This is a genomic window from Pseudomonas sp. B21-047 (assembly GCF_024748775.1).
In the GTDB taxonomy this organism is placed as follows: Bacteria; Pseudomonadota; Gammaproteobacteria; order Pseudomonadales; family Pseudomonadaceae; genus Aquipseudomonas; species Aquipseudomonas capeferrum.
Window position 1 is genome coordinate 4,503,212 of record NZ_CP087169.1, and the last position, 13,694, is coordinate 4,516,905.

The window sequence follows — 13,694 nt, forward strand, 5'->3', positions numbered from 1 at the left end:
CGTCGACCTTGCTCCCCGCCGGCGTCCACGACCTCGCATGCGAGCCCCGGGCACTGCCGACTGGAGGCTTTTGCCTGTCCTGCACCGACCGCTCATCGCTTTAGGAATGCTGCATGTCCACCCCCACCGTCCGCGAACAATTCCTTGTCATCAGTGCCCTGGGCCCAAACCCCATGGAACTGGCCAACGTCCTCAGCCGCGCTGCCGTCGAGAACCGCTGCGCGGTAGTCACCTCGCGCCTGAGCCGCCATGGCGAGACCAGCGCCCTGGTGCTGCAGGTCGGTGGCAGCTGGGACGCCCTGGCGCGTCTTGAAGCCTCCCTGCCTGGCCTGGGCAAAAAGCACGGCCTGACCCTCGATGTGGTGCGCAGCGCCGACCAGGAGGTACGCCCGCAGGCGCTGCCTTACGTGGCCTATGTCAGCGCGGCCTACCGCCCCGACATCATCAACGAGCTGTGCCAGTTCTTCCTCGACCACCGTGTCGAGCTCGAAGCCATGACCTGCGACACCTACCTGGCGCCACAGACCGGCAGCAGCATGCTCAACGCCCAGTTCACCGTGATTTTGCCGGCCGGCACCCAGATCAGCTGGCTGCGTGACCAGTTCCTGGACTTTGCCGACGCCTTGAACCTGGATGCGCTGATCGAGCCTTGGCGCCCACAGAACCCCATGTAAGGAAGCCCCCATGGCCGTAGCACTCGACCAACCCGTTGCCGATTTCCAGGCCCAGGCCACCAGCGGCCAGGCGGTCAGCCTTGCCGAGCTCAAGGGCCGCCAGGTGGTGGTGTACTTCTACCCCAAGGACAGCACCCCGGGCTGCACCACCCAGGGCCAGGGCTTCCGTGACCAGCATGAAGCCTTTGCCGCCGCCAATACCGTGGTGTTCGGCGTATCGCGCGATGGCCTCAAGTCGCATGAGAACTTCAAGGCCAAGCAAGGCTTCCCGTTCGAGCTGATCAGCGACAAAGACGAGGCCCTGTGCCAGCTGTTCGACGTGATCAAGCTGAAGAAGCTGTATGGCAAGGAGTACATGGGCGTGGACCGCAGCACCTTCCTGATCGACAAGGACGGTGTGCTGCGCCAGGAATGGCGTGGGGTGAAGGTACCCGGGCATGTGGATGCCGTCTTGGCGGCGGCTCAGGCGTTGAACAAAGCTTGAGATTGTCGGGGCTGCTTTGCAGCCCCAAAAATCACAACAGCGGCGCCACTGTCGGCTCTTGCCGCGGCCAGGCATCCAGCACCGCCTTGAACAGCGTTGCCAGCGGGATCGCAAAGAAGATCCCCCAGAAGCCCCACAACCCGCCAAACAGCAGCACCGCGCAGATGATCGCCACCGGGTGCAGGCTCACCGCCTCGGAAAACAGCAACGGCACCAGCACGTTGCCATCCAGCGCCTGAATGATCGCGTACACCGTCATCAGGTAGATGAACTGATCGCCCCAGCCCCACTGGAACAGTGCAATCAACGTCACCGGCACGGTCACCACCACGGCGCCCACATAGGGCACCACCACCGACAAGCCCACCAGCAACGCCAGCAAGGCCGCATAGTTCAGCCCCAGGCTGATGAACGCGATATAGGTGGCAACCCCGCAGATCAGAATCTCGATGCCCTTGCCGCGAATGTAGTTGGCGATCTGCCGGTTCATCTCGTTGCCCACGCGGTTGAGCAAGGTGCGCTCACGGGGCAGATAACCCACCACCCAACGCCCGATCACCTCGCGGTCCTTGAGGAAGAAGAACACCAGGATCGGCACCAGCACCAGGTAGATCATCGCGTTGACCAGCAGCGGCAGGCTCGACAACGAGAAAGTCAGTGCCCACTGGCCGAACTTGCCGATTTCACCGCGCACCGACTCGATGGCATGCAATACCTGCTCATCCGACACCAGGTGCGGGTAGCGCTCGGGCAGCAGCAGCAACAGCGACTGCCATTTGCCGAGCATGCCGGGCAATTCGTTGAACAAGGTGATCAGCTGATGCCAGAGCAGCGGCACCAGCACCAGCAGGATGACCGCCAGTGCCCCCATGAACAACGCAAACACCACGGCCACCGCCAGCCGGGTGGGCACCCGCAGGCGCTCCAGGGCGTTGACCAGGCCCTGCATCAGAAACGCCAGCACCATCCCCGCCAGCACCGGCGCCAACATGCCGCCCAGGGTCAGTACCGCGGTAAACGCCAGAACCAGCAGGACCGCCAGCACCACCGCCTCCTCATCGGAGAAATAGCGCTGCATCCAGTCGCGAAGCACTTTGAACATTGACGATCCTTGGTTGAGACTCAGGCCTTGCGCAGCCAGTAAGTGTAGGTGCCGGCCTCGGCCGTTTCATGCAGCAGCGTATGACCGGCCAGCTTGGCAAAAGTGCGGAAGTCGCGCTGCGAGCCAGCATCGGTAGCAATCACCTTGAGCACCGCGCCACTGGCCAGGCGGTTGAGTTCCATCTTTGCCTTCAGCAGTGGCAGCGGGCAGTTCAGCCCGCTGGCGTCGAGTTCGGCGTCGCAGGTCAGGGTGTCACTCATCGGGGTTCTCCACGTGCGGGGCAGACGTCTTTGGTAACAGGCCCGCTAGGATACCGCCACTGGTCGCCAACGTGTGAGCGGGCTACAGTAGAGGCCTTTGACCCGACGCGAGCTTCGTGCATGAATCTACTGCGCCCTACCCTGTTGACGCTGGCCTGCCTGATGGCCCTTCCCGGCCATGCTGACGACCTGCCATCACTGGGTGATGCCAGCTCTGCGATCGTCTCGCCGCAACAGGAGCACCAGCTCGGCCGCGCCTGGCTGAGCCTGTTGCGTGGCCAGGTCAACCAGCTGAACGACCCGCAGCTCAAGGACTACGTCGAAACCAGCGTGTACCGCCTGGCGGAAACCAGCCAGTTGCAGGACCGGCGCCTGGAGTTCATCCTGATCGACAGCCGCGAGCTCAACGCCTTTGCCGCCCCTGGCGGCATCGTCGGGGTCAACGGCGGGCTGTTCCTCAATGCCCAGACCGAGGGCGAATACGCCTCGGTACTGGCTCACGAACTGGCGCACTTGTCGCAGCGCCACTTCGCCCGTGGCGTCGAAGCCCAGCAACGCATGCAACTGCCGATGATGGCCGCCCTGCTGGCAGGCATCGTGCTGGCCGCGGGTGGCGGCGGCGACGCCGGTATCGGCGTGATCGCAGGCACCCAGGCCGCCGCTATTCAGGAGCAGCGGCGCTTCTCGCGGCAAAATGAACAGGAAGCCGACCGCATCGGCATCCAGAACCTGGAAAAAGCCGGTTACGACCCGCGCAACATGCCCAGCATGTTCGAGCGCCTGGCGCGCCAGTACCGCTACGATGCCAAGCCGCCAGAATTTCTGCTGACTCACCCGGTGACCGAGTCGCGGGTTGCCGACACGCGCAACCGCGCCGAGCAGGCACCCAAGGGCGGCATCGAGGACACCCAGCGCTACCAGTTGATCCGCGCCCGCGTGGCACTCACCTACGAAGGCACCCCGGGCCTTGCCGCCAAGCGCTTCCGCGCCCAGCTTGACGAAGACCCGAAGCTTGACGCCGCGCGCTATGGCCTGGCCTTGGCGCAGATCAAGGGTGGCCAGCTGAACGAGGCCCGCGAGCTGCTCAAGCCGCTGCTGGCCAAGGCCCCCAACGACATTACCTACAACCTGGCGCAGATCGACCTGGACATCACCAACAACCGCCTGGCCGATGCACAGCAGCGCGCCGAGCGGATGCAGGGGCTGTACCCGGGCAATTACCCGCTGAAACAGGTGCGCGCCGACCTGCTGGTCAAGCAGAACAAGCCGGCCGAGGCGGAAAAGGTACTGAACGACCTGCTCAAGAGCCGGCCGGATGACCCGGATGTGTGGTACGAGGTTGCCGAAGTGCGGGGGTTGTCGGGCAATACCATCGGCTTGCACCGGGCACGGGCCGAGTACTTCACCTTGGTGGGGGATTTCGACCAGGCCATCCAGCAGCTGGATTACGCCAAACGCCGTGCGGGCAGCAACTTCCCGCTGGCGTCGCAGATCGATCAGCGCCAGCGCGAGATCATGGAGCAGCAGCGGATGGTCAAGGACATGATGGGCCGCTAGGGCACATCTGGACCGCGAATGGGCCGCAAAGCGGCCCCAGCAATATCAGGCGTTACCCGACAACTTCAAGCGCGCCGCCTGAGTAAAATCGAGCATCCTGTTCAATGGCTTGATCGCCTTGGGCACCAGCGCCGGGTCAACGAAAATCTCGTTGCTGCCCGTGCGCAGGCAATCCAGCACCCGCTCCAGGGTATTCATCGCCATCCACGGGCAGTGCGCGCAACTGCGGCAGGCTGCACCGTTACCGGCCGTCGGCGCCTCGACAAATTCCTTGTCCGGGCACAGCTGCTGCATCTTGTAGAAGATGCCGCGGTCGGTGGCGACGATGAAGGTCTTGTTCGGCAGGGTCTGGGCGGCCTTGATCAACTGGCTGGTAGAACCTACCGCGTCGGCCAGGTCGATCACCGCTTCGGGCGATTCAGGGTGAACCAGAATGGCTGCGTCCGGGTAAAGCGCCTTCATGTCGGCCAGCTGGCGCGACTTGAATTCTTCGTGAACGATGCACGCGCCGTCCCACAGCAGCATGTCGGCGCCGGTCTGCTTCTGGATGTAGCGCCCCAGGTGCTGGTCCGGGCCCCAGATGATGGTCTCGCCGTTGTCCATCAGGCTTTCGACGATCTCCAGCGCGCAGCTGGAGGTTACCACCCAGTCGGCACGCGCCTTCACGGCCGCCGAGGTATTGGCATAGACCACCACGGTACGTTCCGGGTGTTGGTCGCAGAATGCCGAAAACTCTTCAACCGGGCACCCCAGGTCGAGGGAGCAGGTGGCCTCCAGCGTCGGCATCAGCACGCGTTTTTCGGGGGTGAGAATTTTTGCCGTTTCGCCCATGAAGCGCACACCGGCAACGATCACGGTCTCGGCGGGGTGGTTCTTGCCGAAACGGGCCATTTCCAACGAGTCGGATACGCAACCGCCGGTCTCTTCGGCCAGCGCCTGGATCACCGGATCGCAGTAGTAATGGGCGACCAGCACGGCGTTCTGGGCCTTGAGCTCGGCAGCGATGGCCGCACGGTATTCGGCCTCCTGCTCGGCTGTCAGCGGGTTGGGCTGTTTGGCGTCGAGGTGGGCCTGAACCAACAGGCGTTCGGAAATCTGGGTCATGATCGCTGGACCTGCAGGCGCGTGTGCGCATCAAATCGAGTGTATCACCCGGCCCTGGCAGATCGGCTAGGGGCGCCGGACGGCGCGCAGGCCATCACGGCCCTCTGCGGGCGCGGATTATTATCGGACGCCGAAGGCTACAGACAATCGAGGCAATTCAAAAGGGTTTTATGCAGCCGGTACAGCCCTGTAACCGGGTTGCCGGCGACAGGGCTGTACCGCTCAGCCAATCAACCTTGCGGCTGCAAGGCTGCAAGACGCGAGGACATCAGCATGGCGAACGCTTCCACGGTCATTTTCTGGCCATTGAAGTCGACCATGCCATCGGCGTAGTGCAGGCTGCTCACCACATCATTGCCCTGCACCGTGGCCATGCCGCTTTGCAGCGCCATCATGCCGACCATTTCACCCGCCTGGCTGGACTGCATGGCGATCGCCTGGGCATCGGTCTGCCCTTCCAGCAATGCCTGCAAGGTTGCCAGGTCGCCAATCATCGGCTTGGACAGCGACAGCTTGCTCTTCCCCTCGCTGATCAGTTGTTTGCTCAACTGGTCAGGCGGCAGGTCGAAGGAGGTCGGGCTGGCGAAGTCCATGGCCAGGTTGAAGCGGCTTTCGCCATTGGCCGTCTTGAACGAGAAGTTTTCCACGGCCAGCTTGGGCTTGGACGCCAACAGCTGTTGCAGGTCGCCCTGGAACTTGGCCTTCTCGGCCTCGTCCATCTGGATCTGTGGCACCGGCTGGCCGGCTGCGGCCGCTGCCTCGAACTCCGGCAAGTGCGCCTGGTACCAGTGCGACAGCGCTTGCAGCGCCGGCGCGTTGAGCGACTTGATGCTCACGGCCAACTGAGCATTACCGACCGCGCGGCCGTCCCAGGTGATATCCGCCAGCGTGTAAGCCACGCGCCCACCCACGGTGTCCGGGCCGTCGAGGGTTTGCACGGCATTCTGCTCGAAGCCTTTGATCAACAGCACCTGCTGCTTGGGCCCCAAGGTGACCTTGGTTTCAGCCAGCGACAGGTCGACGTTGCCGACATAGATCGCATCATGCTTGGTGGCCGCCAGGTCGCCGCCGACCTTCAGGCCTTTCAGCTCGAACGTGGCAGGCGGCTGATCGTCGCGGACCACCTTCATCTCGAAGCGCTCGGCACTGCCCTGGAACTGGGTCGCCTTGCCTTCGCGGTCGCCGCTGACGTGCAGCTGCATGCCCGAGAAGTCGAGGCTGTTGCCATCGGTTTCGGTGACCTTGGCCGGGGCCAGCAATACCGTGCTGTCGACGCTGCCGCCGTAACCCAGGCTGGTCTGCGCGCTGACCGGCGACTGCTCGCCCGCTGCGGCGAACCAGGGGGCGGTGAATGCGTCTTTGACCAGCGTGCTGTTGCTGACCGCCAGCACTGGCATCAGCTTCAGCGCCTTGACCCGCGACCAAGGGAACGGGCCATGCTCGATCTGGTCGGTCATGCCCACCTCGAAATTGACCGCCTCGCCGTCGCCAAGGTTGATGTCCTTGGCGGTGAGCCGGTATTGGGCGGTACTGCTGAAGAAGTGCCGCTCCAGCGAGACCAGTTCGACGGTCATGCTGCCGCCGACGCCTACCAGGGCTTTCTTCAGTTCAGCGTTGCTGCGGTTGACGGAATATTCCAGCTCCGCAGGCAGGCGCTCGCCGGTGTACCAGGCGCCAGCGGTGGTTGCGACGGCAATGGCAAGGGCCAGGCCGGAAAGGATGCCTACTGATTTCTTCATGAATAAAACCGATTGCTGTCCATAAGGGCTTGCACGCGGCCAGGTGCCACGCAGGGCCTGAAGAATATCACTGCAGCCAGAGGCACGTGGCGGCCGAAGAAGAGAAATCCCGCTTTTAGGAAGCGTCTGAAAGGCGCAGGAAGCGTTGCGGGTTTGTTCGATTTTACGGACATTCAAATCGACCAAAAGCGCACAAAATCGCGCAATAACCGAACAAAACCCTATTGAAATCGATAAATATTTCAGTTTGGCAACATCTTGTCATGTTTAACTTGACACCAACCTACCCATCGTTTTTTATTTTAACCACTTGCACCGCGCCCACCTCACAAAGAACAACCGGCGTCTCGCACGCGCCTCCCTCTGCTCCGAACAATAAAGGTGAACAACATGGAGCCCACCCGCTCGCACTTGCCGCATGCGCCAATCACTGTGCCCGCCGTTCACGCCCAGCCGCAGGAGCCATGCCAGCATGCAGCCTGACCAGAGCGCTACCGGCAGCGGCCAATTCCACAAATCCCTGCGCCTCTGGCACGTGGTGATCATCGGCCTGGCCTACCTGACACCGATGACCGTGTTCGACACGTTCGGGATTGTTTCCGGCATCACCGCCGGGCATGTGCCCAGCGCCTACATCCTGGCGCTGGCCGGCATTCTGTTCACCGCCGTGAGCTATGGCACCCTGGTACGACGCTTCCCGCAATCGGGGTCGGCTTACACCTACACCCAGCGCGCCATCAACCCGCACGTTGGCTTCCTGGTGGGCTGGTCATCGCTGCTGGACTACCTGCTCCTGCCCATGGTCAATGCGCTGCTGGCCAAGCTCTACCTGTCGGCCATGTTCCCCGAAGTGCCGGCGTGGGTGTGGGTGGTCGGGTTCGTCAGCCTGATCAGCCTGATCAATATGCGCAGCATCAACCTGGTGGCGCACTTCAACCTGCTGTTCGTGGCGGTGCAGGTGGCAATCATCGGCGTGTTCATCTACCTCTGCGTGCGCGGCCTGCACCATGGCGAAGGGATGGGTACCACCTGGAGCCTGCTGCCCTTCGCCGACAACCAGACCCAGCTCAGCGCCCTGGCCGCTGGCGCGACCATTCTGTGCTTCTCGTTCCTGGGCTTCGACGCAGTCACCTGCCTGTCGGAAGAAACCCGCGACCCGGGCAAGACCATCCCACGGGCGATCTTCCTCACCGCGCTGATCGGCGGGATGGTGTTCATCCTGGTGTCGTACTTCATCCAGGCCTACTTCCCGACCATGGCGCGCTTCCATGACCAGGAAGCTGCCTTGCCGGAAATCGCCCTGTACGTGGGCGGCAAGCTGTTCCAGTCGGTGTTCATCGCCTGCACCGTGATCAATACCATCGCCTCGGGCCTGGCCTCGCAGACCAGCGTGTCACGCTTGCTGTACGTGATGGGCCGCGACAACGTGATCCCGGCCAGCATCTTTGCCCGCCTGCATTCGCGCTACAAGACGCCGGTCATGAACATCGCGGTGGTGGGGTTGATTTCGCTGTCGGCCATCTTCTTCGACCTGGTCACGGCCACGTCGATCATCAACTTCGGCGCCCTGGTGGCCTTCAGCTTCGTCAACCTGTCGGTGATCAACCACTGCTACCTGCGCGAAGGCAATCGCCAGGGGCTGGCCAACAAGCTCAAGTACCTGGTGCTGCCGACCATCGGCTTCTGCATCATCGTTTCGCTGTGGCTGGACTTGAACGCGCACTCGCTGATGTTTGGTGGCATCTGGGCATTGTTCGGCTTGTGCTACCTGGCCTGGCTGACCAAGGCCTTCAGGGTTGCCCCACCGAACTGCATCGCTGAATGACCCACGCTGCCGACAACGCCCGCGCCTGATCGCGGGCGTTGCGCTTGATCGAAAAGGAAAGCCCCTATGCCGCTGCGCCGCCTCTCCATCCAGTGGAAGATCACCCTGCTTGCCGGCTTGTGCCTGCTGGCCATCGTCGCCCTGCTGGTCGCCACCTCGCTGACCCAGGCCCGACGCAGCGCGGCACTGGTCAACCAGGCCAACACCGAAATGCTCGACCAGAGCGCGCGCCTGCGCCTGCAAGCGCACGCCCAGACCCAGGCATTGCGCATCCAGCGCTATTTCATGGACGCTTATCAGTATGGCAATGGCTTGCGCCGCTTGGTGCAGGTATTGAAGGCCCGCGGCGGCAGCGACCTGCGCGGCGACCTGGCCCGCGAAGCGCGTGCCAGCTTGGCCGGCAACCCGGATGTGATCGGCCTTTACCTGGTGTTCCAGCCCAATGCCTTGGACCACCAGGACAGCCAGTTCATCGGCCAGGATGCCCTGGGCAGCAACGACAGCGGGCGGTTCTCGCTGTACTGGTCGCAACCACGCCCTGGCACCCTCGAAGCAGAAGCCATGCCAGATTCGATGCTGGCCGACACCCGCACCAGCACCAGCGGCAGCCCGCAGAACCGCTGGCTGACCTGCCCGCAAGAGACGGCCCAGACCTGCATGCTCGAGCCGTACCTCGACGAGGTCAATGGCCGCCAGGTGCTGATGACCAGCATCGCCTTGCCCCTGCTGGAAAACGGCAAGGTCATCGGCGTGATCGGCCTGGACATTGGCCTGGACAACCTGCAGCAGCTGAGCCTGGACGGCCGTCAGGAGCTGTTCGATGGCCAGGGCCAGGTCAGCATCGTCAGCCCGGCCGGCCTGCTGGCAGGCCACAGCCGCGACAGCTCTCAGCTCGGCAAGGCGCTGAGCACGAGCGTGGCGAGCGGCCTGCTGCGGGTTGCCCACCCCTTCGCGCCGATCCCCGATGCAGCCCCCTGGCAGGTACTGCTTGAAGTGCCACAAAGCGTCCTGCAAGCGCCAGCGGTCGCCCTCAACCAACGGCTGGACGCGAACAACCAGCGCGCCAACCTCACCAGCCTGATGATTGGCATCGCCGCTGCCGTACTGGGCCTGCTGTTGGTCTGGCTGACCGCACGCGGGGTAACCCGGCCGATCCTTGCCGTAGCGGCGCGCCTGGAGGACATCGCCAGCGGTGAAGGGGACCTGACCCGCCGTCTGGACTACGCCCGCGAGGACGAACTGGGCCAGCTGACGGGCTGGTTCAACCGCTTCCTCGACAAACTCCAACCTGTAATTGCCCAGGTCAAGGGCTCGCTGCAGGAAGCCCGCGGCACCGCCGACCAGTCCGCTGCCATCGCCAGCCAGACCAGCAACGGCATGCAGCAACAGCACCGGGAAATCGAGCAGGTGGCCACCGCCGCCAACGAAATGAGCGCTACCGCACTGGATGTCGCCCACAATGCCGCCCAGGCAGCTCAGGCGGCTCGCGGCGCCGACCAGGCGAGCCGCGAAGGCCTGCAACTGATCGCCAGTACCCGCCAGGCCATCGACCGCCTGGCCGCCGACATGACCACCGCGATGAACGAAGCACGCGCCCTGGAAAGCCGCAGCGAGCAAATTGGCTCGGTGCTGGATGTGATCCGCGCCATTGCCGAGCAGACCAACCTGCTGGCGCTCAATGCCGCCATCGAAGCCGCCCGGGCTGGCGAAGCCGGACGCGGTTTTGCCGTGGTCGCCGATGAAGTGCGCAGCCTGGCCCAACGCACCCAGGTATCGGTCGAGGAAATCCGCCAGGTCATCGAAGGCTTGCAGCAAGGCACCGAGGATGTGGTGGGCGCCATGCATGAAGGCCAACGCCAGGCCCAAGCCAGCGCAACGCGCATGGAGCAGGCACTGCCGACCCTGCAGCGAATCGGCGAGGCGGTGACGGTGATCAGCGACATGAACCTGCAGATCGCCTCGGCAGCGGAAGAGCAAAGTGCGGTGGCCGAGGAAGTGAACCGCAACGTGGCCGGCATCCGCGATGTGACAGAATCGCTGTCTGGCCAGGCCGAGGAGTCGGCGCGGATCAGCCAGGCACTGAACCGGCTGGCCAACCAGCAGCAAGCCTTGATGGAGCAGTTCCGCGTCTAGTCTGTACTGGCCGCTTCGCGGGGCAAGCCCGCCCCCACAGGATTATCACCAGCCTTGGGCGCGCTGCCGCACCTGTGGAGCGGGCTTGCCCCGCGAAGAGGCCGGTACAGGCAACCCACCTTTTGAAAGAGCTTTACCCATGGAAGCAGCACACAAACCCCCATTCTTCGACATCACCAGCGAACAGGGCCTGCTACGCACCTCGATCGCCGTCACCCTGTTCATCGCCACCATCGGCATCGCCTTCGGCCTGGCCTCCGGCTCGTTCTCGATCATCTTCGACGGCGTCTATTCACTGGTCGACGCCAGCATGAGCGGGCTGTCGCTGGTGGTGGTCAAGCTGATCACCTCGCACACCACCACCGCACACATGTCACGCAAACTGCGCGAGCGCTTCACCATGGGCTTCTGGCACCTGGAGCCGATGGTGCTGGCGCTCAATGGCATCCTGCTCAGCGGCGTGGCCATCTATGCGCTGATCAACGCCGTCAGCAGCGTGCTGCAAGGCGGGCGCCACCTGGAATTCGGCATCGCCATGGTCTACGCGGTACTGACCGTGATTGCCTGCGTGACCATCGCGGTGATCGAAGCCCGGGCCAACCGCAAGTTGTGTTCGGACTTCGTGCGCATGGACGTCAAGGGCTGGGTGATGTCGGCCAGCATTACCGCCGCGTTGCTGATCGCCTTCTGCTTTGGTTATGCCGTGCAAGGCACGCAGTGGGAGTGGATGTCACCGTACATCGACCCGGCGGTACTGGCGCTGGTCTGCCTGGTGATCATTCCATTGCCGTTGTCGGTGGTACGCCAGGCATTTTCAGAGATATTCCTGGTGACGCCGGGCGACCTCAAACTGCATGTCGACGAGGTCGCCAAGGCATTCGTCGCCCGCCACGGCCTGCAGTCGTACCGCGCTTATGTGGCCAAGGTGGGGCGCTCGCGGGAGATCGAGCTGTACTTCATCGTGCCGACCGGCATGGGCGCGAAAACCATCGATGAGTGGGATGCACTGCGCAACGAGATCGGTGATGCCGTGGGCGGCGAAGGGCCGGACCGCTGGCTGACCGTGGTGTTTACCGGCGACCCGGAGTGGGCCGAGTAACGGGGCCGCTTTGCAGCCCATCGCCGGCTCGCCGGCGATGGGCCAAGGCAAGCAACACGAGCCAGAAACGACAAAGCCCGCGACCGTTGCCGGTAGCGGGCTTTGACTTACTGCGTATGGTGGGTCGTGTAGGATTCGAACCTACGACCAATTGGTTAAAAGCCAACTGCTCTACCAACTGAGCTAACGACCCGTTGGATGGCGCGTATAATACTGATTTCTAACGGGAAATCAACACCCTACGGCAAAAAAATCAAAAATAACGCGTCGGGTCGCTCACACCGGCAGCTTTGAAGCCATCGGCACGCAGGCGGCAGCTGTCGCACTTGCCGCAGGCACGGCCCTGCTCATCGGCCTGGTAGCAGGACACCGTCAGGCTGTAGTCCACACCGCGGGCGATGCCCTCCTGAACGATCTGTGCCTTGCTCAGGTTCTGCAACGGCGCCTGGATACGGAAGCCCTGCCCTTCGACGCCCGCCTTGGTCGCCAGGTTGGCCATGCGCTCGAAAGCTTCAACGAATTCGGGGCGGCAGTCCGGGTAACCGGAGTAGTCCACGGCATTGACGCCAATGAAGATGTCACGCGCTTCGAGCACTTCCGCCCAACCCAGGGCCAGGGACAGAAACACAGTGTTGCGCGCCGGCACGTAGGTGACTGGAATCCCCTCACCGGGGGTTTCCGGTACATCGATGCTGCTGTCGGTCAGGGCCGAGCCACCGATACCGTTCAGGCTCAGGCCGATGACCTTGTGCTCGACCACCCCGAGGTCGCGAGCCACGCGGGCAGCGGCATCGAGTTCTGCACGATGACGCTGGCCGTAGTCGAAACTCATGGTGTAACAGCTGTAGCCCTCGGCCTTGGCCATGGCAACAACGGTGGCCGAGTCGAGGCCGCCAGACAGCAGGATTACCGCGCGTTTTTCAGTCATGTACTGCTACTCCTCAATCAACGCCCGGGTTCGTCGTTCCACAGCAGCTTGTGCAGCTGCAGCTGGAACCGTACGGGCAGGTTGTCGGCAATGATCCAGTCGGCCAGGTCACTCGCGCGCACCTGGTGATGGCTAGGCGAGAACAATACCTCGCCGGCACGCTCGGCAAGGTTGTACTGGATCAGCTTGGACACCGCCCAGTCATAGTCCTCGCGCGAGCAGATCACGAACTTGACCTGGTCGTTGCGGGTCAAGTGCTCGATGTTCTCATAGCGATTACGGTGCGACTCCTCGGAGCCTGGCGTCTTCAGGTCGACCACACGGCTGACGCGGGTGTCGGTACCCGAAATATCCAGCGCGCCGCTGGTCTCCAGCGAAACCTCGTAGCCGGCATCGCACAGCTGTTGAAGCAACGGCAAGGCATTGGGCTGGGCCAACGGCTCGCCGCCCGTGACGCAGACGTAGCGCGGCTTGAAGCCGGCCACCTGTTCCATGATCGAATCGAGGGTGCGCAGGGTGCCGCCGCTGAACGCGTAGGCACTGTCGCAGTACTGACAGCGCAGGGGGCAACCGGTCAGGCGCACGAAAACCGTGGGCAGCCCAGCCGTTCGTGTTTCACCCTGCAAAGAGTAAAAAACTTCGGTGATGCGTAATGTGTCTTGCATGATCGCCACGGGCGTGACAGCTAAACAGGCTGTCCGCCTCCGTCAGGCACTGTCGCGGACTCGACATGGCGTTATCCGCTGCAGCGTGTTTAAGAAAAAGGGCAGTGATTCTAACGAAAAAACC

12 protein-coding genes, 1 tRNA gene and 1 pseudogene are annotated in these 13,694 nt (G+C 63.2%); 7 read left to right on the forward strand and 7 right to left on the reverse strand.

Annotated features, from left to right (window positions below; genetic code table 11):
- Nucleotides 1–113 precede the first annotated feature (113 nt).
- Nucleotides 114–674, forward strand: a complete 561-nt coding sequence (locus LOY26_RS20340; RefSeq protein ID WP_033699827.1) for a glycine cleavage system protein R — start codon at nucleotides 114–116, stop codon at nucleotides 672–674.
- 10 nt (nucleotides 675–684) lie between these two features.
- Nucleotides 685–1,158, forward strand: coding sequence for a peroxiredoxin (locus LOY26_RS20345; protein ID WP_156311203.1), 474 nt, complete (start codon nucleotides 685–687; stop codon nucleotides 1,156–1,158).
- Nucleotides 1,159–1,189: 31 nt separating this feature from the next.
- On the opposite strand, the gene LOY26_RS20350 is transcribed toward LOY26_RS20345, so the two are convergent.
- Nucleotides 1,190–2,260, reverse strand: a complete 1,071-nt coding sequence (locus LOY26_RS20350; RefSeq protein ID WP_186658352.1) for an AI-2E family transporter — start codon at nucleotides 2,258–2,260, stop codon at nucleotides 1,190–1,192.
- Nucleotides 2,261–2,280: 20 nt separating this feature from the next.
- Nucleotides 2,281–2,520: a sulfurtransferase TusA family protein gene (locus LOY26_RS20355; RefSeq protein WP_027594652.1), complete on the reverse strand. Its 240-nt coding sequence runs from the start codon at nucleotides 2,518–2,520 to the stop codon at nucleotides 2,281–2,283.
- Between the two features lie 120 nt (nucleotides 2,521–2,640).
- Here LOY26_RS20355 and LOY26_RS20360 point away from each other — a divergent pair, with 120 nt between their 5' ends.
- Nucleotides 2,641–4,077, forward strand: a complete 1,437-nt coding sequence (locus tag LOY26_RS20360; protein WP_033699831.1) for a M48 family metalloprotease — start codon at nucleotides 2,641–2,643, stop codon at nucleotides 4,075–4,077.
- A gap of 45 nt (nucleotides 4,078–4,122) precedes the next feature.
- On the opposite strand, the gene nadA is transcribed toward LOY26_RS20360, so the two are convergent.
- Entirely contained in the window at nucleotides 4,123–5,181 is a 1,059-nt protein-coding gene (gene nadA / locus LOY26_RS20365) for a quinolinate synthase NadA (RefSeq protein WP_186658350.1), read from the reverse strand.
- 230 nt (nucleotides 5,182–5,411) lie between these two features.
- Entirely contained in the window at nucleotides 5,412–6,920 is a 1,509-nt protein-coding gene (locus LOY26_RS20370) for a YdgA family protein (RefSeq protein WP_258714044.1), read from the reverse strand.
- Nucleotides 6,921–7,392: 472 nt separating this feature from the next.
- On the opposite strand from LOY26_RS20370, the gene LOY26_RS20375 reads away from it, so the two are divergent.
- The 4 genes and pseudogenes from LOY26_RS20375 to LOY26_RS20385 all read left to right on the forward strand — a co-directional run bounded on the left by LOY26_RS20375 (nucleotide 7,393) and on the right by LOY26_RS20385 (nucleotide 11,977).
- Nucleotides 7,393–8,745 carry an APC family permease gene (locus LOY26_RS20375; RefSeq protein WP_033699834.1) on the forward strand — a complete coding sequence of 451 codons (1,353 nt, stop codon included), beginning with the start codon at nucleotides 7,393–7,395 and terminating at the stop codon, nucleotides 8,743–8,745.
- Nucleotides 8,746–9,030: 285 nt separating this feature from the next.
- Nucleotides 9,031–10,020: pseudogene (locus tag LOY26_RS27120) on the forward strand (HAMP domain-containing protein); the annotation flags it as partial.
- A gap of 102 nt (nucleotides 10,021–10,122) precedes the next feature.
- Nucleotides 10,123–10,878, forward strand: a complete 756-nt coding sequence (locus tag LOY26_RS27125) for a methyl-accepting chemotaxis protein (RefSeq protein ID WP_408980778.1) — start codon at nucleotides 10,123–10,125, stop codon at nucleotides 10,876–10,878.
- A gap of 139 nt (nucleotides 10,879–11,017) precedes the next feature.
- Entirely contained in the window at nucleotides 11,018–11,977 is a 960-nt protein-coding gene (locus LOY26_RS20385) for a cation diffusion facilitator family transporter (RefSeq protein WP_033699836.1), read from the forward strand.
- Nucleotides 11,978–12,094: 117 nt separating this feature from the next.
- Here LOY26_RS20385 and LOY26_RS20390 read toward each other — a convergent pair.
- The 3 genes from LOY26_RS20390 to queE all read right to left on the reverse strand — a co-directional run bounded on the left by LOY26_RS20390 (nucleotide 12,095) and on the right by queE (nucleotide 13,570).
- Nucleotides 12,095–12,170: transfer RNA gene (locus tag LOY26_RS20390), tRNA-Lys, on the reverse strand.
- Between the two features lie 60 nt (nucleotides 12,171–12,230).
- Nucleotides 12,231–12,905, reverse strand: coding sequence for a 7-cyano-7-deazaguanine synthase QueC (gene queC / locus LOY26_RS20395; RefSeq protein ID WP_186658343.1), 675 nt, complete (start codon nucleotides 12,903–12,905; stop codon nucleotides 12,231–12,233).
- A 17-nt stretch (nucleotides 12,906–12,922) separates the two neighbouring features.
- Nucleotides 12,923–13,570: a 7-carboxy-7-deazaguanine synthase QueE gene (gene queE / locus LOY26_RS20400; RefSeq protein ID WP_033700214.1), complete on the reverse strand. Its 648-nt coding sequence runs from the start codon at nucleotides 13,568–13,570 to the stop codon at nucleotides 12,923–12,925.
- Nucleotides 13,571–13,694: the final 124 nt, after the last annotated feature.